Genomic DNA, 19,133 nt, shown 5'->3' on the forward strand with positions numbered 1-19,133 from the left:
GTTATTTGGAGTGAGGTCGCTCAATTAATGCTACCAAGAAAATGTCTGCACAGCTTGTAGACAAGCTAGGAATGTTGTCTGAATATCTGCAATCTAAAGAAAGCCCTACGCTACCTGCTTGTCGATAAGGAAACTTTATTAACTAGACTTTGGACTGGACGTATGTTCCAGCCCAAGTGCATTTACCGGGTGAACTATAGAACAGCTAACGCCGCATCATAATCGGGTTCATCGGCGGTTTCGGCAACTTGCTCCGTATAAACAACCTTGCCATTTTCGTCTATCACCACAACGCTCCGTGACAACAACCCTGTGAGCGGTCCCGTACTAAAAGAAACGCTATAGTCGTCGCCGAAGCTTGAACGAAAACTCGAACCGGTCTCGACGTTGTCAATCCCCTCAGCACCACAAAATCTTGCCGCGGCGAAAGGCAGATCGGCCGACACGCAAAGCACTTTGGTATTCTCAAGAGAGCTGGCCTTTTCGTTGAACTTTCTTACCGACGTTGCACATGTACCTGTGTCTACCGAAGGGAATATATTCAGCACTAATTTGCTCCCTGAGTAATCACTCAATGATGTCGTAGATAAGTCAACTTTAACCAGTGAAAAGTCTGGAGCAGTAGAGCCCACCGCTGGAAGTTCGCCAACGGTTTCGATTGGATTGCCTTGTAATGTGACTGTTGCCATGTTCCTCGCCTAAATTGATGAATGAATTAACTTAAAAATACAGTATAGTCATTAATGGCGACAAAAGATCAGCAAAACTGAAAGGGATCTCAGACCATACTGGTCTAAGAGTCTGTTGCTCTAATTATCTCTGCGCATTATTTGTATAAGGAACCAGCATGTCATCACATCTACGTTTGTTTATGTCAGCGGCGGTGTCGTTTGCGTTTTATTTTGCCTGGACATACTGGGCGAACAATATGGTATCGGATGATATGGATTTGGTGCTTCGTTCTGCCATAGTGCAAGGAACACTTAGCGCAACCATCACTTTACTGTTTACCTTCGCCTTGGAAAAAGTCGTCGCGCGATTTGGCCAGAATTGTTATTCCCTGGTGTTTGTTGTGCCGATACTCTGTTCGGTGCATTCTAAAACTCTACAAAACATTGCGATCTTTCGTACTTTCAATTCGGCGTTAGATCTTTCTGCACAAAAAGCAGGGGGGACTTTTGTTCCAGGAACAGTTTTCGCTCCCCTTCTACCGTTGCTCGTTCAAGCGTCAATTGCAATTATAGTGAATGTCATCAACCAGACACCCAACTTATGGTTAACCGTAGCACCTAGTATCTTTTTCACTGGAATTTATGGTTATGTGTATACCTTTACATTGTTAAAGCAAAGAGATGCAAATGCGTAATTTAGACAAATTTTGGCGAATCATTGGGGCTTATAACAATGAATCGTAATATTAATTGTTGCATTTTTATACAACCTGACGTAAGGTAGGCCAATGCAAACGATGAACCCCACAAAAATAGCCTTATTGGATCTGGCAGAAGATATATTGCAGACCAAGTCTTTTGCCAATGTTTCATTTCAAACATTAGCAAAGGGTGTGGGGATCAAAAAAGGTAGTGTTTATTACCATTTTGAAAGCAAAGAAGAGTTAGGTGAAGCGATTTTAGATAGAGCAATGGCACTTCTTAAACAAAGTCTCAAAGACATAGAAAGTGAACCTATTGCTAAGCAATTACACGTTTACACAAACTGGTTCGCTAAGCATATTGGTGCTGCCGAGAAACTCTGCCCAGGCGCCAGTTTTGCAGCAAGTTGGGATGCAGTTACGCCTTCAACGCGCAAAAAAGTGGAACAACTATACGAACTACACAAAATGTCTCTTTCAAAAATCATTCAACGTGGTCGAAATGAAGGGGCTTTTGCTGTGACAGACAAATCACCAGAAAGTTTATCAACACTGGTATTTGCGTTGTTACAAGGGGGCTTATTAGCCTCAAGAGTTTCACAAGACAAAGAAGAATTTGCTCAATGTAAAGCATTGGCGTTGCAGCTGGTCAAAACAGGTTAAAAAGTTAATATTTTTTAAGCACCCAGCCTACCTTACGTAAGGTTGCTAAAAGCAATAGGCTGATGAAAATCTAATTGGAGAAAACAATGAATATTGGTTTACAACTATTTCGTGCACAAAATCGGCTGTTGAGTATGATCAACCCAAGCGAGGCAATCGAACGAGCCAACGCACTCTTTTTTACTCCGAAGCGCCATGATCCAAAATCTTGGGAAGAACAGGCAGAATCAGCAGGGCAACGCGTCCGATTAAAAAATGGTGTTAGTGCCATTGTATGGGGGCAAGGCACACCGATATTGTTGATGCATGGCTGGGAAGGCAGAGCAACACAAATGGCCGGATTTATTGAACCTTTGACCCGGCAGGGATTTCAATTGATTGCGCTAGATGCTCCTGCACACGGTCGCTCTCTGGGAAACCAATCTCACCCCATGCGATTTGTTGAATCAATGCGTCTGGCCGAAGAAACTTATGGACCATTTTATGCGGTCATTGGACATTCAATGGGAGGAGGCTGCAGCATCTATTGTGCATTAGAGGGTATGCAGGTTGAGAAGGTCATTTCCATCGCTGGGCCAGCAAACTTTAAACGGGTATCTCGACGGTTCGCCAATTTTATTGGTATGTCACAAAGTGTCATTAAACGCTTTGTCGAGGGTGTTGAAAAAACCGTAGGTATCCCATTTGCTCAAATTGATCTGGTCGCTCGGGCGGCTGAATTAAAACAGCCACTGCTATTGGTGCATGATTCTGATGACAAAGAAATTCCGATTTCCGACGCTCAACAGCTCGCCCACGCGGTGGAAAATTCTACATTGGTTTGCATGCAAGGACTTGGACACCGGAAGATCATGCGTGATAGTGTCATGATCGATACCGTCGTTAATTTTATTGTTCATGACACAGATCGGTTTTTAATTGAGGCGATATAAAAGATGTATTGTTCGTCTTTTATGGTGAAAAACTAAACACACACGATCGGCCATATACGATTCGACTTGCGATCTAGGCACAAGGGAGTAATCTAGAGCGTGTTTACCTTTGCTGGATGATTTTGCAGCAAAGGTAAACACGCTCTAGATCTAAGCACAAAGTTTTTGGTGGATCATGGTGTTGACGGCAAAATGCGCTTAAGTATTAATAGTTTACTACTCATTTCTAGTTGCCTGTTAGGTATTTCAACTGCAACTCAATCTGAAGAGCGTCTAACAATCTATATCGAAGAGTTTCCACCCTATAACTACACCGAGGGTGAAAGCAAAGTAGGGATCAATACTGACATTGTCAGACTGATCTGTTTCGCAAGTAAAATTCAATGCACCTTTGTTTCTGCTCCATGGAATAGAGCTTTTCAAAACACACTTAATGGTGTCAATACCGGACTCATTTCCACTTCACGTAACGACGAGAGAGAAAACCAGTTCCAGTGGGTGGGTCCATTGGTTTTCGCAACGACTTATCTGTATAAATTAAGTTCTAGAGACGATATTCATGTCAGCTCACTTGAAGAAGCCTTAAAGTATTCGGTCGGCGTACCTAGGAACGATATTTACGAAAAAGTACTAATAGACAAAGGATTCAGAAAGGGACATAACTTATTAGGTTTTTCATATAAGGAAGATACCGATGATGTCTTTTTTAAAGGAAAGTTAGATCTAATTCTTGCCTCTGATATTACCCTTCCCTATCAATTGCATAAATCCAACCACCCATCTTGGTCGGTTGAAAAAGTATTGCAACTCCCTTTACCTGAGCTCAAAGGTAACTATCTTGCACTGAATAAAAATGTGGATCGTTCTATCGTTGCCACTCTCCAAAGTAAACTAGACGAATTACTTACGGAGAATCGAAAACAAAATATCATCAACAAATATATCGAGCAGATTAAATGACAGTCATGCTCGGCTGGTAAATTTCTGCTCGGCAGTATTTATCTTTATTTTTTCGCCAGTAGATATATATTCAGGAACTTGTACAACCAGCCCCGTCGACAAGGTTGCAGGTTTGGTTCTGGCACTGGCCGATGCACCTTTAATAGACGGGTCAGTTTCGGTAATGACCAGTTCTACCGATGGCGGTAATTCAATCCCCACAGGCTTCCCATCAACAATAAGCACTTGCAAGCCTTGGGTTTCTTCGTCGATAAACAACAGCTCTTCTGCAATGGATTCTTTGTCTAACGAATAGGGTGTGTAATCTTCATTGTCCATAAACACGTATTCAGTGCCATCAACGTAAGAAAACGTCACCTTACGTCGGTAAAATTCTGCCAGATTGATCACCTCATCTGCTTTGAAGCTTTCGTCAGCTTTTACACCTGTTGCGACTTCGTAGAGGCGCATTCGATAAAGACTTGCACCTGCTCGGCCGCTAGGAGTCAACTTGTTAATGTCCTTTACCAGATACACTTTTGAATTGTGTTCGATAGCTGCATTCTTTTTTATTTCACTGGCTTTAGGCATTGTTTGGCTCTTTGTTACAGATGATTTAGGAAAGCTAGCGTATCACGCTCGCCAATTCGAAAGAAAGTGTATTGTTGGCTAAGCAACACTTCAAATATCACGCGTTAAAAACATTCAGTTGTTGAGTTGCTGTGGTTTCAACGCGTAGCTCTACCAAGCCTATTTTTAACTAGTCTTTTCTAAGGTAATAAACTGATAATTATAACGATTTTTCTGATCAGCAACGTGAGACTCTGTAGCTAAAACATGCCACTGAGCCTCCGCCGTATAATCTGGAAAATAGGTGTCGCCTTCAACATTCAAATCAATTTCTGTTAGGTATAGTCGGTGACACAAAGGTAAAAAGAACTCGTAAATCGTTCCGCCACCAATGACCATTAACTCCCCAACATCCCCCGCTGCCTGAATTGCTTTCTCGCAATTCTCGACCACGATAGCATCGGCTAACTTTAATTGTGGGTCGCGACTAATCACAATATTTACCCGACCAGGAAGGGCTTTACCTATCGATTGATAGGTCTTTCTTCCCATTACAACCGGTTTGCCCAAAGTAATGCGCTTAAAGTGGGCCAAATCAGCGGGCAAATGCCAAGGCATGCTGTTGTCGGCACCAATAACACGGTTTTTCGCCATAGCGGCGATCATAGAGATTTGCATAGTATTCTTTTTTGTTTGTGCTTAATTAGCAGTGGCGCAGCAAAAATTACTCGCGGGTATAAACGACTTCTACATCATAGTCGTCATCATCGTCGTCTTCATCATCCCAATCGTCAACCTGATCGTTCTGAGTACTGCTATGATAAGTGTCCCATTTGAAATCTACTTCTTCTGTGGAATCACCCGCTTCATCCATTTCATTTGGTAATGTTTCAATAAAGTCCATTACCTCTCGGCAAAGCTCATCAGTATTTTGCTTTTGAAATGCCGAAATCTGGAAGTGTGGGCCCTGCCAATCAAGAGCTTCAAGGATACGTTGACAAACTTCTTCAGCTTCATCCTCAAGCAATAAATCCATTTTATTGAAAACTAACCAACGAGGCTTTTCTGCAAGTTTAGGGCTGTATTTTTCAAGCTCTGAAATAATCGCTTTTGCATTCTCAACAGGATCGGATTCGTCAACAGGTAATAAATCGATCATGTGCAAAAGAATACGACAGCGCTCCAAATGCTTGAGGAATTGAATCCCTAGCCCTGCGCCTTCGGCTGCACCTTCAATCAAGCCCGGAATATCGGCAATTACAAAGCTTCGCTGAGAATCCTGCCTAACAACGCCAAGATTAGGGACAAGCGTGGTAAAAGGATAATCTGCCACTTTAGGTTTTGCTGAGGAAACGCTGCGAATAAAGGTCGATTTACCGGCATTGGGAAGGCCCAACAAACCCACATCAGCAAGGAGCATCAGTTCCAGATGTAACCAGCGAATTTCACCTGGTGTACCATCAGACTTTTGTCGAGGCGCGCGATTGGTGCTGCTCTTAAAACGTGCATTGCCCAAGCCGTGGAATCCACCCTGCGCAACTTTTAATCGCTCACCATGCTTGGTTAGATCACCTAGCACTTCCCCGGTATCCTTGTCGGTAGCGCGCGTCCCAACTGGCACCTTCACGTCTAAATCTTCACCAGCTCGACCAGTTCTGTCACTACCTTGACCATTTTTACCACGTTCGGCTCGATGAAAACGCTCAAAGCGGTAGTCAATGAGGGTATTCAGATTTTCATCCGCTACCAGATAAACGCTACCGCCATCGCCGCCATCACCGCCATCAGGTCCACCCCTAGGTACGTATTTTTCGCGGCGAAAGCCAACTACGCCATTACCGCCGTCACCAGCTTCAACGCGTATTTCAGCTTCATCTACAAATTTCATTTTCTACCCCATCGCAACTCGACTGTAACAGTCGTGGAATCAGATTTGATTTTACTCTGACCCAGATAATTTCTCTAGCAATAAAAAACCCCGCAAGAGCGGGGTTTTTTGAATGCGTTCTAAGCTCTTATTACTCAGCAACGATGCTCACGTATTTGCGGTTTTTAGGACCTTTCACGTCAAATTGTACTTTTCCATCGGAAAGTGCAAAAAGAGTGTGGTCTTTACCAATACCCATGTTGTCTCCAGGGTGGAAACGCGTTCCACGCTGACGAACAATGATATTACCAGCTAATACAGACTCACCACCAAAACGCTTAACACCTAAACGTTTGCTTTCTGAGTCACGACCGTTACGAGTACTACCACCCGCCTTTTTATGTGCCATTAGTTCGTACTCCTATTAAGCGCTGATACCAGTGATTTTCACTTCTGTGAACCACTGACGGTGACCTTGCGTTTTACGAGAATGCTTACGACGACGGAACTTGACGATTTTAATTTTTTCGCCACGGCCATGAGTCACTACTTCTGCAGTTACTTTGCCGCCATCAACATAAGGCATACCGATTTTAACATCATCACCATTACTAACCATCAAGACGTTATCGAATTCAACTGCATCACCAGGTGCAACTTCGATTTTTTCTAGACGAACGGTTTGGCCTTCGGCCACACGGTGTTGTTTACCACCACTTTGGAAAACCGCGTACATATTTAACTCCGCTCTGCGCTCATTAGCGCTACAATTCAAAAACAGGGCGCGAATTGTACGTGAACTGACCTGTTCTAGCAACCCCAAAAAGCGATTTTTTCATGTTAAATTGCAAACTTAAAAAAGCGCCTTTATTTTATCGGGTGTTGATTGGCACCTACTCGTGTTTTATGTAGAATCTGCGGCATGATAATTACCCGTATACGAGTCTGTATCTTAACATGGAATTAGACCAAATCCGCCAGCTTGCTGAAAATGATATGCAAGCCGTGAACGCTTTGATTCAACAACAGGTTAATTCCGATGTCGCGCTAATCAACCAGCTTGGTTTTTATATTGTAAACAGTGGGGGCAAACGCATTCGCCCACTAATTACTGTATTAGCAGCTAGGGCTGTTGGCATTAATAGCCAAGAACACCATACGCTGGCAGCCATTATCGAATTTATTCACACGGCTACATTGTTGCATGATGATGTGGTTGATGAATCAACCATGAGACGTGGGCGGGAAACCGCTAATGCGGTTTTTGGAAATCAAGCCAGTGTTTTGGTTGGTGACTTTTTATATACGCGCTCGTTTCAGATGATGGTTAGCTTAAAGCGAATGCGGGTCATGGAAATTTTGTCCGATGCAACCAATGTTATCGCTGAAGGTGAAGTATTGCAGCTGATGAACTGCAACGACCCAGACACCTCTGAAGAAAGTTACATGGAAGTTATTTATAGTAAAACGGCCCGTTTATTTGAAGCCGCAACCTTGCTAGCCGCAGTATTAACTGACCAAACACCTGACATTGAATTGGCAATGCAAGACTATGGACGTTATTTAGGCACTGCATTCCAATTGGTGGATGATATAATGGATTATGCTGCTGACAGCGATGAAATGGGTAAGAATGTCGGCGATGATTTGGCCGAAGGGAAACCCACATTACCGCTATTGTATGCGATGTGGCATGGTAATGAGCAGCAACAAGTTTTAATAAAGGACGCCATTGAGCATAACAATGGCATGGACAATCTAGACGCTATTCTTGAAGCAATGATGCAAACCGGATCGCTGACTTATACCAAAAAGCAAGCACTGAAAGCCGCAGACCAAGCCATTGAGGCGCTTTCTCCATTGCCTGAATCTGAGTTCAAACAGGCATTGATAGGATTAGCACACATCTCTGTGGAGCGTGCAGCTTAAAATATTGTGGATCTCAGTCCACTATAAGTTCATGCAACTCCATGACAACCCAACCGTTAACAAATATATTCTCAGGGCGCGCAATGTCATAAATGATGTCCTGTTCGGCCATGGATTGCAGTTGTTGTCTGCTAAGCTGAAGCTTCTCAAGTCGATAAAAATTACGATGCATCGCTGCATCCAATTTTACATGTTTTGTAATCGACACTTTTTCCGAATGACCGATATTGCCAACTTTAAATGTTACTTGTTGCCCTTCAATCGACATTACCCGAATCGGCAAGTAACGAAACTGATGATCGGACTTAGGATCGATTTGATAGTAATCAACAAAATAAAAATCATTAACAGCCGGTTCACTAATCAAAGCCATGCGCTGATCATGTTGATAGTCGATATAAACGGTATAAATAAAAACAAAGGCTATGGTGAGAAGGAGCTCGTAGAAGTTTCTAAAAAAAACTTTTGCACTGGATAACCAGCCCGGCATATCTAGATTTGTAAAACCATGGGAATGAGTAAAACTTGCAACCATCTGACCTTTCCTTTTGTTAACAGTTACTAATAAGTCTAGCTCAATAGGGTCTAGTGGAAAAGGTCTCTTATCAATTCATATTTCGCAGTATTTTCAAGTCACTTTCACTGATATCTAACCTTAGACTCGAGTTTTCGGCATCTTTCATACCTGATAATACTGGCAGTTCACTCGATAATTTAGCTGGTGATGTGTCATTACTATCAGAATTTGCTGGCTTGGAATGGAAACCAAATGATTGTTCAAGCATAGAACCCCCTTAAAACCTCGTCAGGGTATCGGCCAGCAATGAATTTACTTGAACAAAATTCAAACGATTTTTAACAGAAGAACTATTGCGTTCATATATCTAACCCAAATCAGTCACGAAATAACCCCAATCTTAGATTTAGGTCAACTATGGATCACAACTTTATTTCGTCCGCTTCTTTTTGCTTTGTACAAAGCTCTATCTGCGGATCTAAATGCGGATTCAGTGTCTAAGCCATCGTTCAAATCGGCTACGCCCATACTGATTGTGACATCTTGTACATGAGGAAATGTTTCATGCTCAACGGCCCGGCGGACCCTTTCTGCTAAAATTGTGACGTCTTCGCCTAGCGCATCTTGGGTTAAGATCATGAATTCTTCGCCCCCCCATCGACCGATTACATCTGAGGGCCTGAGGTTCTTCTTGATACACTCAACCAAGGTTAACAGCACTTCATCGCCAGCTTGATGACCATAGGTATCGTTAATTTGTTTAAAATTATCAATATCTATTAATAACAGAGTGACCGCTTGTTGATTCGACTCATAGCTATCCATAAGTTGCTGAAGATGTCGCCTATTGGCAATTTTCAACATCGAATCGAAATTAACGGCTTTTTCGAGATCCCTGGCGATGACGGTCTGTTTTTTGGAATCTCGTTTTAATCTAACCACCGCAAACATACATACGATGTATAAACCATGCGAAAGACTCATGTTGACCATCAGTAAACGCAGCTCGTGGTTTTGAACCGGAAATAACCCAGAAAAGGTGAGCAGTAACATAGCGACCAAGATCAAATAGACCGATATCGCAGCTATGATGGCCAAGCGTTTACTTAGAAATAAGAATGCCAAAATGTAAATAATAGGGATCCATTGCAATGACGTCGCAATAGAGTAGAGGTTGCCGTCTTCTGCTGCACTGAGAAAACCTAGCACCGCTAACATTAATAAATAAATGGCGGCGTGAACAAATACTAATGTTTTGGCAAGGGTGTTTCGATTGAAAATGCGACTCAAAGCATATGAGATCAGGATCACAATAATTGTGAGTCCGTAGCCAAAGCTATCGAAATAACGAACTAAGCCTGCTTGGTATTCAATAATCCAAACGGCAAACACAACCAAGATCCCAACTCGAAGAACGTTGAGAAAAATGACATCCTTCTCAGGCTTGGGTTTTCCATTCGTCGCTTTATCTTGGTGGTTATTCAAAATAGAACAGGAATTAAACTACATTAATCTTATCGTTTCATTCTAGCCGTAAATACGAAAAACGCCGTAATAATTGTGTTTCAAAAAAAACCTGTTCGAATTTAATTATTTTAACCCTAATTCTCGCGACATATTCTCATTACGCTCTCGATGAACAATGATATTGTCCTCAATGCGAATGCCACCAAAAGATGCAAGGGCTTGGATCTCATTCCAATTAATATATTTAGATTGTGGCGAACTTCTTAATTCTTCAAGCAGACTTGGGATGAAGTAAAGGCCAGGTTCAATGGTAAAGACTTGCTTGGCTTCGACAGTTCGAGTCAAACGTAAAAACGGGTGTGCCTCAGGGGGAGGGTTTGGTGTACCTCGGTCGTCTGCAACATGCCCACCTACATCATGGACTTGTAAACCCAGGAAATGTCCTATCCCGTGGGGAAAGAAAGTTTTGGTGATCCCTTCTTTTACGATATCTTCAGCGTGTAAATTAACAATCCCAAACTCATTGAGTAATCGACCAATGTGCTGGTGTGCCGCCAAATGAATATCAGCATAAGGTACACCTGGTTTCAATTGATCAACCAAGCTAAGTGTTACCTGATCCATTGCGGCGATCATTTCAGCAAACTTGTTTTCGGTATGACAATAAGTGCGTGTGATATCTGCTGCATAGCCGTGAAAACTCGCCCCAGCATCGATTAAAAACGAGCGATGCTCCTCAGGCGTGGCGGTATCAGTCACCATATAGTGCAGTATGGCTGCGTTTTGGTTGAGTGCCACAATATTGGTATAAGGCACTTGATTGTCACCTTGGCGTACGGCTTTCAAATACGCCTGATTGATATCAAATTCACTTTGTTTGTTACGAAACGCCTCTGCTGCGGATTTATGACCGGCTACTGCCAAAGTGTTGGCTTCGCGCATGCAGGCCATTTCGTAGTCGGTTTTATAGGCTCGATAATAATGTAAAAAGTGTAGCGCCCTGTCTGGATTCACAAGTTCAAATCCAAGTGCTTTGGCAACTTCGACATACTCTCCAACGTAGGCAAAATTCGCCTTATCATAGGGTAGATGCTTTTCTACTGCATCGGCTTGGGTCAGCAACACGATATCAAATTGCTCTACCCAAAAGTCATTTGGCTCTGGCGGGACTTTGTGCCAAAAATCTTTAGGTCGATAAAAAATCAGTTTAGGTTTATCCACACCGTTAACTACTAGCCAGCAGTTGGGATTATCAATAACCGGCACCCAGGCTTTAAACTGAGGATTAACATGAAAAGGATAATGGTTGTCATCAAGAAACATTCTTTTACTCTGACCTGAGTGGATGACAAGCCCTTCAAGTCCGTCACGTAGAAGTGCTTCCTTAGTACGTTTTTGCATTTCCTGAATATGTTGTGGATATAATTTGGAAATTTGGGACATGATGTGTGGTTAACCTAAACAATGACCTTTGATTGGCCGCTACACTAACATAGAAGATAGGGGCTGGGTCAATATCCAGCTGCCCAGTTCAAACTACTTTTGAACCCGAAAATTTGTTGAAACTTGGCTCAATTCAGCTCTATAAGTTGCTCATTGCCACCCAATTGCATTTTTGCCAACTCTGTAAACAACGTACTGGGCTGGCCAAGCTGCTGTGCATAGATCTGACGATAGGCCAATACTGCCTTAACGTAATTTCTGGTTTCTTTGAAAGGGATCGTTTCGATCCATACATCCATTGGCATTGCGTTATCTTTGGGTATCCACTTTTGTACTCTGCGCCACCCAGCGTTGTATGAAGCTGTTGCCAAAACCGGGTTGTTATCCATTTTATCAAGCAAATAACGCAAATACTGTGTACCAAACTCTGCATTCGTGTCGGGATTGTACAACACGTTTGAGCGGATCCTTTTCTTTGCAAGATATCGTGCTGTACCAGGTAACAATTGCATTAAACCACGAGCGCCAGCACTACTGTTGGCATCCGTCATAAACGAACTTTCTCGGCGGGCGATAGCGAATGCCCATGCTGGATCCACTTGATTTGCTTCAGAATGGTTTTGCAATTCAGTTCGGTATGCCATAGGAAAGCGGCGCTTGATATCATCCAGGTATCCGGTAGTTGAAAATCCGTATATCGCCCTGTCATGCCATTGCCAACTATCGGCAAGCACCGCAGAAGCCAGCTTTTGCTCTTCAGTCAATTGTGATTGTAAATAGAACCACTCTCGTCTTGCTTGGGTAAATCGTTCGAGTTGAAGAAACTCATAAGCACGTTTTGCCGCTGGCATATTGGCAATTTGTGCAAGAGTTTGGGGATCAAACTCCAGCGGTCTATCAACAATGGTTGGCGATTTAGACAACTTGCCGCTTGCTAAAAAACCATAGTAGTGGCGTTGTTTAGAGAGCAAATCATAACCTGCCTGAGCATTGTCAACTGCATTCAACTGTTCAAAAGCTCTGGCCTGCCAATAACGAAAACTCAAATCTTGCGAGGCTTTTTTAGGTATCGCGTCAATTACATCTAACGCATGTTGCCAGTCGCCAGATTTTAAAACATGAGCTAGGTGCCAGCGGAATATTTGATCGTCTGCCTGTTGATGATTGGCCTTTTCGAGCCATTCTTCAGCTTTAGGATGCTCATCAATGGTAAGTGCAATGGCAAACTTGGATGCCATTTCTCGCTGTCGAAGCGGATTCACTTGATAACGCTTTAGTACGCCTTGCCAAGTTTTCAGTGCTAACTCTTCATCACGCCAAACAAGCCTGCCCAGGCCATACTGGAGAATATCCATTTCGTGTTCTGGGTATTTTTGTGGAAACCGCGACAAACGACTGACAAAGCTCGGAGAGCGCCTTACGCTCAGCCACAAATCAGCTAAGTATTGCTTAGATTTTGGCAGCAAGGTTTTGAGATAAGGAAGTAACGTCTGATTGCCACCGTTTCCCGCTAATTGCATGCGCGCGAGAACTTTATCTTCAGTGCGATAACCCGCTTTTTGCCATGCATCAAAGACTGGATCACATTCATTTGGTTGAGAACGGCCGACTACCCACAACTTACTTGCCTGCTCAAATACTTGTTGTTGATTACTCTCACCTTGTAATTGATAAGCCAGATACTGACAGGTTAATTCCACGTTAGCCGTAGGGGAAAAGTATTCAAGGTATAACTCAGGTAAATCTTTTTTCTTTAGGTATTCCAACCATTTGTGGCGCAATGGCCGATCCAAAGGTGTACCTTCGTACTTGGTTAGGAAATCATCGATTTTCTGTTGATTAGCCAGATACGGGTAGCGTTTCAGTGTGATTTGTTCGATGTAAGGCTCAAGAGCATAGCCATGCAATTGCTCCCTGAGTCTGCGGTATTCGGCAGAATTTGGCTTTGCGACCATGTTCTCCAATGCTTTATACACGTTGCGTTGGTGGGCCAATTCGTCACTGTTTCCATCAGGCATGACGGCCAATGTCGCAAAAGAGTGTGCAACGAAAGTAAAGGTGATAAATACCACTTTGGAGAATCTTAACAAGAGTAGATGCTTCCAGTAACAAAACACATTGGCCTTAGGCTTAAACCTAAAGTTATCCGGCTAAATTTGCAAGAGAATACGGCTTGATATTGCAGAATTTAGCCTTATGTAAATGGAACGTTGAAATTAGGTTGCGCTTTCAAATCTGTTCAACAATATTTGTACGAATGCATGAATAAACCTCGTGCACACAAAAACCCTACACTAAGCTGCGCATAACACGAAAAAATGATTTTTTGATCTGTTTTCGAATGCAGCGAAATCCTTACTAAGATGAAGGAGACAACAATGATTTTTGAAGGCAAAAGCCTTTGTGCAAAATTGCTAGACAACGGCATTGCAGAGTTGGTGTTTGACGCCCAAGGCTCTGTCAATAAGTTCGACCAGCAAACCGTTTCAGAATTAGATCAGGCTACCCAAGCATTGGCTAGCAACGATCAAGTCAAAGGCGTTTTCGTCCGTTCCGCGAAGTCAACCTTCATAGTAGGTGCAGACATCACAGAGTTTACCGGTTTGTTTGCCTTAGCTGAAGAAGAGGTATTAAGCTGGGTAGCAAAAACATCTCATGTATTTGACCGATTCGAAGACTTACCTTTTCCAACCGTTGCAGCAGTGAATGGTTTTGCTCTTGGCGGTGGTTGTGAAATGACCTTAGCCTGTGACATGCGTGTTGCAGACACGACCGCAAGTATTGGGTTGCCAGAAGTTAAATTGGGTTTGATGCCAGGTTTTGGTGGTACAGTTCGCTTACCTCGTTTGATTGGTTCTGATAATGCACTTGAGTGGATGACGACTGGCAGAGATCGCAAAGCTGCTAAGGCACTAGCTGAAGGTGCAGTAGACAGCGTGGTAGCACCAGAGAACTTAATCGAAGCTGCTATCAGTGTTTTAACTGATGCTATCGATGGCAAATTTGATTGGCAAAGCCGCCGAGCCCAGAAGAAAGCACCGCTTTCATTGAGCCCAAATGAAGCGATGATGAGCTTCTCCACCGCTAAGGCCATGGTCGCTGCGCAGGCAGGCAAGCATTATCCTGCACCTCATATGATGGTAGACACTGTATCAAAAGCTGCCGGAATGGATCGTGACGGTGCATTGGCATTAGAAAACCAAGGTTTTGTCACTTTAGCAAAATCTGATGCAGCTAAAGCACAAGTAGGCATCTTCCTTGCTGATCAACTAGTAAAAAGTAAAGGTAAAAAACAAACTAAAGTCGCAACCAAAGCCGTTAAACAAACAGCAGTGCTTGGCGCAGGTATCATGGGTGGCGGAATTGCTTACCAATCTGCGGTGAAAGGTACGCCAGTCATCATGAAAGATATCGCGCAACCTGCGTTGGATTTAGGGCTCAATGAAGCTGCCAAGATCCTGGGTAAAGGTATGAAGCGCGGCAAAGTTGACCCCGCTAAAATGGCTGCAACACTTAATAGTATCGTGCCTACTTTGGAATACTCGGCAATGAAAGATGCCGACTTGGTGATTGAAGCAGTAGTTGAAAATCCAAAAGTAAAAGGCATTGTATTGAAAGAAACGGAACAAACGGTTGCTGACGATGCCATTATTTGTTCCAACACTTCGACGATTTCCATCAATCAACTTGCGGAAAATCTAGACAAACCAGAGCGGTTCTGCGGAATGCACTTCTTCAACCCAGTGCATAAAATGCCGTTAGTAGAAATTATTCGTGGCGAAAAAACCACTGACGAAACAATTTCTGCAGTAGTCGCCGCTACGTTGAAAATGGGTAAGACCCCTATTGTTGTTAACGACTGCCCAGGCTTTTTGGTGAATCGCGTATTGTTCCCTTATTTTGCTGGATTCAGCAAATTGGTGCTTGATGGGGCAGATTTTGTTGCTGTCGACAAAGTCATGGAAAAAGTATTTGGCTGGCCTATGGGTCCGGCTTACTTGCTCGACGTTGTAGGTATGGACACGGCTGATCACGCTTCAGGTGTAATGGCTGATGGCATTCCAGAGCGCATGCAAAAAATCGATAATGACCCGGTGACTTGTCTGTATCGTGCGGAACGCTTAGGTCAGAAAAACGGCAAAGGCTTCTATAACTTTGGTTTAGACAAACGTGGACGCCCAACAAAAGTTGCTGCGGACGAAGCATACGCATTATTTAAACCACACTGCGCTGATTCGAAAGACTTTGATGCAGAGGAAATTATTGCCCGAGTTATGGTGCCTATGGCCAACGAAGCAATTCGTTGTCTTGAAGAAGGAATTGTAGGCAGTGCAGCTGAAGCTGACATGGCACTACTTTACGGATTAGGCTTCCCTCCATTTAGAGGCGGTATTTTCCGTTACATCGAAACCATGGGTTTAAGCAATTTTGTCGCACTGGCTGACAAATACGCGCACCTTGGACCGATTTACCAAATTTCAGACGGTGTTCGCGAAATGGCGGCATCAGGTAAATCTTACTTTGCACAAACCGCTTAATCGACCCAAGGAGAATAAACATGAAAGACGTAGTCGTTATTGATTGCATTCGTACCCCAATGGGTCGTTCAAAAGGCGGTGTATTCCGCAACGTCAGAGCTGAAACCCTTTCAGCACATTTGATGAGCAAGTTGCTTGAACGTAATCCAAACGTTGATCCCGCTGAAATCGAAGACATTATCTGGGGTTGTGTACAACAAACCAAAGAACAAGGTTTCAACGTTGCTCGCAACGCACAATTGCTAACCAGCATTCCGCGCACCACAGCAGCAGTAACCGTCAATCGCTTATGTGGCTCGTCCATGCAAGCGCTGCACGATGCGGCCAAAGGCATCATGCTCGGACAAGGTGATGTGTACATGATCGGTGGTGTTGAGCACATGGGCCATGTACCCATGAACTTCAACTTGGATTTCCACCCTGGCTTGGCCAAGTACACAGCCAAGGCATCAGGCAACATGGGCATGACAGCAGAATTGCTTGGTCGTCAAAACGGTATTACCCGTGAGATGCAAGACGCCTTTGGCGCACGCTCACATCAAAAAGCTCATCAAGCGCACCTTGACGGTCGTTGGAATAACGAAATCGTGCCTGTTGAAGGCCATGATGCTAAGGGTGTACTTAAGTTAATTGATGCTGACGAAGTGATCCGCCCTGATTCAACCGTTGAAACCATGGCCGCTTTGCGTCCGGTATTTGATCCGGTCAATGGCACCGTCACCGCGGGAACATCGTCTGCGATATCTGACGGTGCTGCTGCTATGTTATTAATGTCTGCAGAGCGTGCAAAAGCACTAGGCTTGACGCCGAGAGCGAAAATCCGCTCTATGGCCGTAGCAGGGTGTGACGCAGCAATTATGGGCTTTGGCCCAGTTCCGGCAACCAAAAAAGCCTTGCAGCGTGCGGGCATGACCATGGACGATATTGAATTGGCAGAGTTTAACGAAGCCTTTGCCGCGCAAGCATTGTCTTGTATCAAACAACTTGGCTGGATTGATAGCTATGAAGATAAAGTGAACTTAAACGGTGGTGCCATTGCCCTTGGACATCCATTAGGTTGTTCAGGTGCACGTATCTCTACGACCTTGCTTAATTTGATGGAAGCGAATGACAAGTCTATTGGCTTAGCCACCATGTGTATTGGTTTGGGTCAGGGGATCGCTACGGTATTTGAGCGCGTGTAGTTTCTCGCACTCATTCACAAAAGCATTTTAATAAGACGCGCAATAGCGCGTCTTTTTTTGTTTAATTGATTAAATTGTATTGTTGAGTTGCAGTATCGCTCTGCAGACCAAAATGACCTAATGTATAAGTATAGCTCGCTGACTCATTCCAAATGCGACTGCTGTGAACACCACCAACAGAGCAGACTCCTGTTGCACAGACCACTTGATCAATGTTGCTCTTTATTGAGTAGACTTTGTCTCCCAAAGGTTCGCCAAATAGACTATCCAGAAATGGACTTTGAATGGACAGCCCATAATACCCACAAGTCGAACTCCATACGTTAAATGGGTACGCACCACAAGTCCACAAACCACGAAAAGCACCAGCGATGCCTACAAAAGTATCGACACTAGAAGCGACACCCAATTTAGAAATTTGCTGTGCAGCCAAGGTTGCCCCCATTGAGTGACCGATGACGTCTATTTTACCCGTACATGAGTTGGCTAATGCGCTAACAATTGCCTGTCTGACAGGCGTTTCTTCGCTGCCATTGTGGTTGTTGCACGCCGCACAGGATTTCGATCCCCAATTAGGCCGGTAGATCTCAGAACTTGAATAGCCATTGCTCAGTAAAAGGTTATAAGTGTTATTCCAACTACTTGGTGATGCTGTATTCCCATGTACAAGTACAACGACATCTCGACAAACGTTTGCAAATGTATTGTACGACACAAGTACACACGCGATTAAACAGAGCATTGAACGTTTTTTCATTTTATTTTTCTCTCGATGATAGGTTCTGAATAGGTTTAGTAGACAACCAATGAAATCAACATAGAACTTTAGTGCTACGGGATTTAGGAACCCTGGGTAACGCAATGATTCAAACTCAACTACCCAAGAGAAAATATCTAGTAAACCAAACTTTATGTAAAACAGACTTGACATTGAATATTTTGTCGCTTAACCTTCACATTAAGTAAAGTATTATTTACTTTTTATCAAAGGAGATAGACAAATGAATGCAATGTCAACAAAACCTGAAAAACTGGCCCAGCGGATGAAACGTTCATCAAAACAATTGATGATTTGGACCTTTGGCTGGGTGTTCAGCCTCGCCATTGTTGCGTTTGGTCCAAAGTTTATATGGGACTTCGGCTCAACCTTTACCTTGATAGCCGTCACAGTCAACCTGATCATGGGATACAAAATGATCATCGCTAACAAAAATCACTTGGAAGATATGGATGAAATGCAGCGCAAAATACAGTTTAACGCTATGGCGATTTCTTTAGGTGTAAGCATGGTCTTTGGCGCCCTGTACGGACTGGTTGAGGCGGTCAAGCTATTTGAGCACGAACCGAACCCTTCAAACATCTTGTTTGTCATGGGTATCAGCTATGGTATCGCGATTTTCTTCGGATACCGGAGATATGCATGAAAAATCGTTTAAAAGTATTGCGCGCTGAACGGGACTGGACCCAAGCTGATCTAGCCGAAGCCCTAGACGTCAGTCGTCAAACCATCAACGCCATCGAAAAAGGTAAATTCGACCCTAGTTTACCCCTGGCCTTCAAAGCCGCACGGTTGTTTGCCATGCCCATTGAAGAGATATTTGATGATGAGTATGAAGAGGGGTGAATACTTAAGCGAGTAAAAGAGAGGCCTATGCCTCTTTTTTGGCTACGAAAGCCGTTGTATTTTGTTTTTCACTGTGTAATCTGGGCCT

At 43.5% G+C, this 19,133-nt stretch carries 21 protein-coding genes; 9 read left to right on the forward strand and 12 right to left on the reverse strand.

Annotated elements, in window-relative coordinates:
• Positions 1-194: 194 nt before the first annotated feature.
• Positions 195-689, reverse strand: a complete 495-nt coding sequence (gene tpx / locus FM019_RS03130; RefSeq protein ID WP_143834449.1) for a thiol peroxidase — start codon at positions 687-689, stop codon at positions 195-197.
• A 158-nt stretch (positions 690-847) separates the two neighbouring features.
• On the opposite strand from tpx, the gene FM019_RS03135 reads away from it, so the two are divergent.
• The 4 genes from FM019_RS03135 to FM019_RS03150 all read left to right on the forward strand — a co-directional run bounded on the left by FM019_RS03135 (position 848) and on the right by FM019_RS03150 (position 3,927).
• A complete protein-coding gene (locus FM019_RS03135; protein ID WP_185969167.1) occupies positions 848-1,366 on the forward strand; it encodes a hypothetical protein in 519 nt (172 codons plus the stop codon).
• A gap of 93 nt (positions 1,367-1,459) precedes the next feature.
• Positions 1,460-2,035, forward strand: a complete 576-nt coding sequence (locus FM019_RS03140; RefSeq protein WP_260681510.1) for a TetR/AcrR family transcriptional regulator — start codon at positions 1,460-1,462, stop codon at positions 2,033-2,035.
• Positions 2,036-2,121: 86 nt separating this feature from the next.
• On the forward strand, positions 2,122-2,967 hold the full coding sequence (locus FM019_RS03145; RefSeq protein ID WP_143834450.1) for an alpha/beta hydrolase: 846 nt from the start codon (positions 2,122-2,124) through the stop codon (positions 2,965-2,967).
• 168 nt (positions 2,968-3,135) lie between these two features.
• Positions 3,136-3,927, forward strand: coding sequence for a substrate-binding periplasmic protein (locus FM019_RS03150; protein ID WP_185969168.1), 792 nt, complete (start codon positions 3,136-3,138; stop codon positions 3,925-3,927).
• A gap of 3 nt (positions 3,928-3,930) precedes the next feature.
• Here FM019_RS03150 and yeiP read toward each other — a convergent pair whose 3' ends face one another.
• The 5 genes from yeiP to rplU form a co-directional block, all read right to left on the reverse strand.
• Positions 3,931-4,497 carry an elongation factor P-like protein YeiP gene (gene yeiP, locus FM019_RS03155; protein WP_143834452.1) on the reverse strand — a complete coding sequence of 189 codons (567 nt, stop codon included), beginning with the start codon at positions 4,495-4,497 and terminating at the stop codon, positions 3,931-3,933.
• A 165-nt stretch (positions 4,498-4,662) separates the two neighbouring features.
• Positions 4,663-5,154 carry a type 3 dihydrofolate reductase gene (folA, locus tag FM019_RS03160; RefSeq protein ID WP_409553330.1) on the reverse strand — a complete coding sequence of 164 codons (492 nt, stop codon included), beginning with the start codon at positions 5,152-5,154 and terminating at the stop codon, positions 4,663-4,665.
• Between the two features lie 46 nt (positions 5,155-5,200).
• The gene (cgtA, locus tag FM019_RS03165) at positions 5,201-6,364 is read right to left on the reverse strand and encodes an Obg family GTPase CgtA (RefSeq protein ID WP_143834453.1); all 1,164 of its coding nucleotides are present in this window, start codon (positions 6,362-6,364) and stop codon (positions 5,201-5,203) included.
• Positions 6,365-6,494: 130 nt separating this feature from the next.
• Positions 6,495-6,752, reverse strand: coding sequence for a 50S ribosomal protein L27 (gene rpmA / locus FM019_RS03170; RefSeq protein ID WP_143834454.1), 258 nt, complete (start codon positions 6,750-6,752; stop codon positions 6,495-6,497).
• 15 nt (positions 6,753-6,767) lie between these two features.
• Positions 6,768-7,079, reverse strand: a complete 312-nt coding sequence (gene rplU, locus FM019_RS03175) for a 50S ribosomal protein L21 (protein WP_143834455.1) — start codon at positions 7,077-7,079, stop codon at positions 6,768-6,770.
• A 221-nt stretch (positions 7,080-7,300) separates the two neighbouring features.
• Between rplU and ispB the strand changes: the two genes are divergently transcribed.
• Positions 7,301-8,272, forward strand: coding sequence for an octaprenyl diphosphate synthase (ispB, locus tag FM019_RS03180; protein ID WP_143834456.1), 972 nt, complete (start codon positions 7,301-7,303; stop codon positions 8,270-8,272).
• A gap of 13 nt (positions 8,273-8,285) precedes the next feature.
• On the opposite strand, the gene FM019_RS03185 is transcribed toward ispB, so the two are convergent.
• The 5 genes from FM019_RS03185 to FM019_RS03205 form a co-directional block, all read right to left on the reverse strand.
• Positions 8,286-8,807: a hypothetical protein gene (locus FM019_RS03185; protein ID WP_143834457.1), complete on the reverse strand. Its 522-nt coding sequence runs from the start codon at positions 8,805-8,807 to the stop codon at positions 8,286-8,288.
• 70 nt (positions 8,808-8,877) lie between these two features.
• Positions 8,878-9,057 (reverse strand): hypothetical protein, encoded by a 180-nt coding sequence (locus tag FM019_RS03190; protein ID WP_143834458.1) that lies wholly within the window; start codon positions 9,055-9,057, stop codon positions 8,878-8,880.
• A gap of 143 nt (positions 9,058-9,200) precedes the next feature.
• The gene (locus FM019_RS03195) at positions 9,201-10,274 is read right to left on the reverse strand and encodes a GGDEF domain-containing protein (protein ID WP_143834459.1); all 1,074 of its coding nucleotides are present in this window, start codon (positions 10,272-10,274) and stop codon (positions 9,201-9,203) included.
• Positions 10,275-10,379: 105 nt separating this feature from the next.
• The gene (gene pepQ / locus FM019_RS03200) at positions 10,380-11,699 is read right to left on the reverse strand and encodes a Xaa-Pro dipeptidase (protein ID WP_143834460.1); all 1,320 of its coding nucleotides are present in this window, start codon (positions 11,697-11,699) and stop codon (positions 10,380-10,382) included.
• A gap of 128 nt (positions 11,700-11,827) precedes the next feature.
• Positions 11,828-13,789: a transglycosylase SLT domain-containing protein gene (locus FM019_RS03205; protein WP_260681511.1), complete on the reverse strand. Its 1,962-nt coding sequence runs from the start codon at positions 13,787-13,789 to the stop codon at positions 11,828-11,830.
• Between the two features lie 288 nt (positions 13,790-14,077).
• Here FM019_RS03205 and fadB point away from each other — a divergent pair, with 288 nt between their 5' ends.
• Both fadB and fadA read left to right on the forward strand, forming a co-directional pair.
• Complete coding sequence (fadB, locus tag FM019_RS03210; RefSeq protein WP_143834461.1) at positions 14,078-16,237, forward strand: fatty acid oxidation complex subunit alpha FadB; 2,160 nt, start codon at positions 14,078-14,080, stop codon at positions 16,235-16,237.
• Between the two features lie 20 nt (positions 16,238-16,257).
• Positions 16,258-17,421 (forward strand): acetyl-CoA C-acyltransferase FadA, encoded by a 1,164-nt coding sequence (gene fadA, locus FM019_RS03215; protein WP_143834462.1) that lies wholly within the window; start codon positions 16,258-16,260, stop codon positions 17,419-17,421.
• 61 nt (positions 17,422-17,482) lie between these two features.
• Here the strand turns inward: fadA and FM019_RS03220 are convergent, their stop codons facing one another.
• Entirely contained in the window at positions 17,483-18,163 is a 681-nt protein-coding gene (locus FM019_RS03220; RefSeq protein WP_260681536.1) for a lipase family protein, read from the reverse strand.
• 259 nt (positions 18,164-18,422) lie between these two features.
• Here FM019_RS03220 and FM019_RS03225 point away from each other — a divergent pair, with 259 nt between their 5' ends.
• Together FM019_RS03225 and FM019_RS03230 are read left to right on the forward strand one after the other, a co-directional pair.
• Positions 18,423-18,845 carry a hypothetical protein gene (locus FM019_RS03225; RefSeq protein WP_143834464.1) on the forward strand — a complete coding sequence of 141 codons (423 nt, stop codon included), beginning with the start codon at positions 18,423-18,425 and terminating at the stop codon, positions 18,843-18,845.
• Positions 18,842-19,045, forward strand: coding sequence for a helix-turn-helix transcriptional regulator (locus FM019_RS03230; protein WP_143834465.1), 204 nt, complete (start codon positions 18,842-18,844; stop codon positions 19,043-19,045). Before FM019_RS03225 ends, FM019_RS03230 begins: the two co-directional genes overlap by 4 nt.
• Positions 19,046-19,133: the final 88 nt, after the last annotated feature.

The organism is Aliiglaciecola sp. M165 (assembly GCF_007197995.1).
In the GTDB taxonomy this organism is placed as follows: Bacteria; Pseudomonadota; Gammaproteobacteria; order Enterobacterales; family Alteromonadaceae; genus Aliiglaciecola.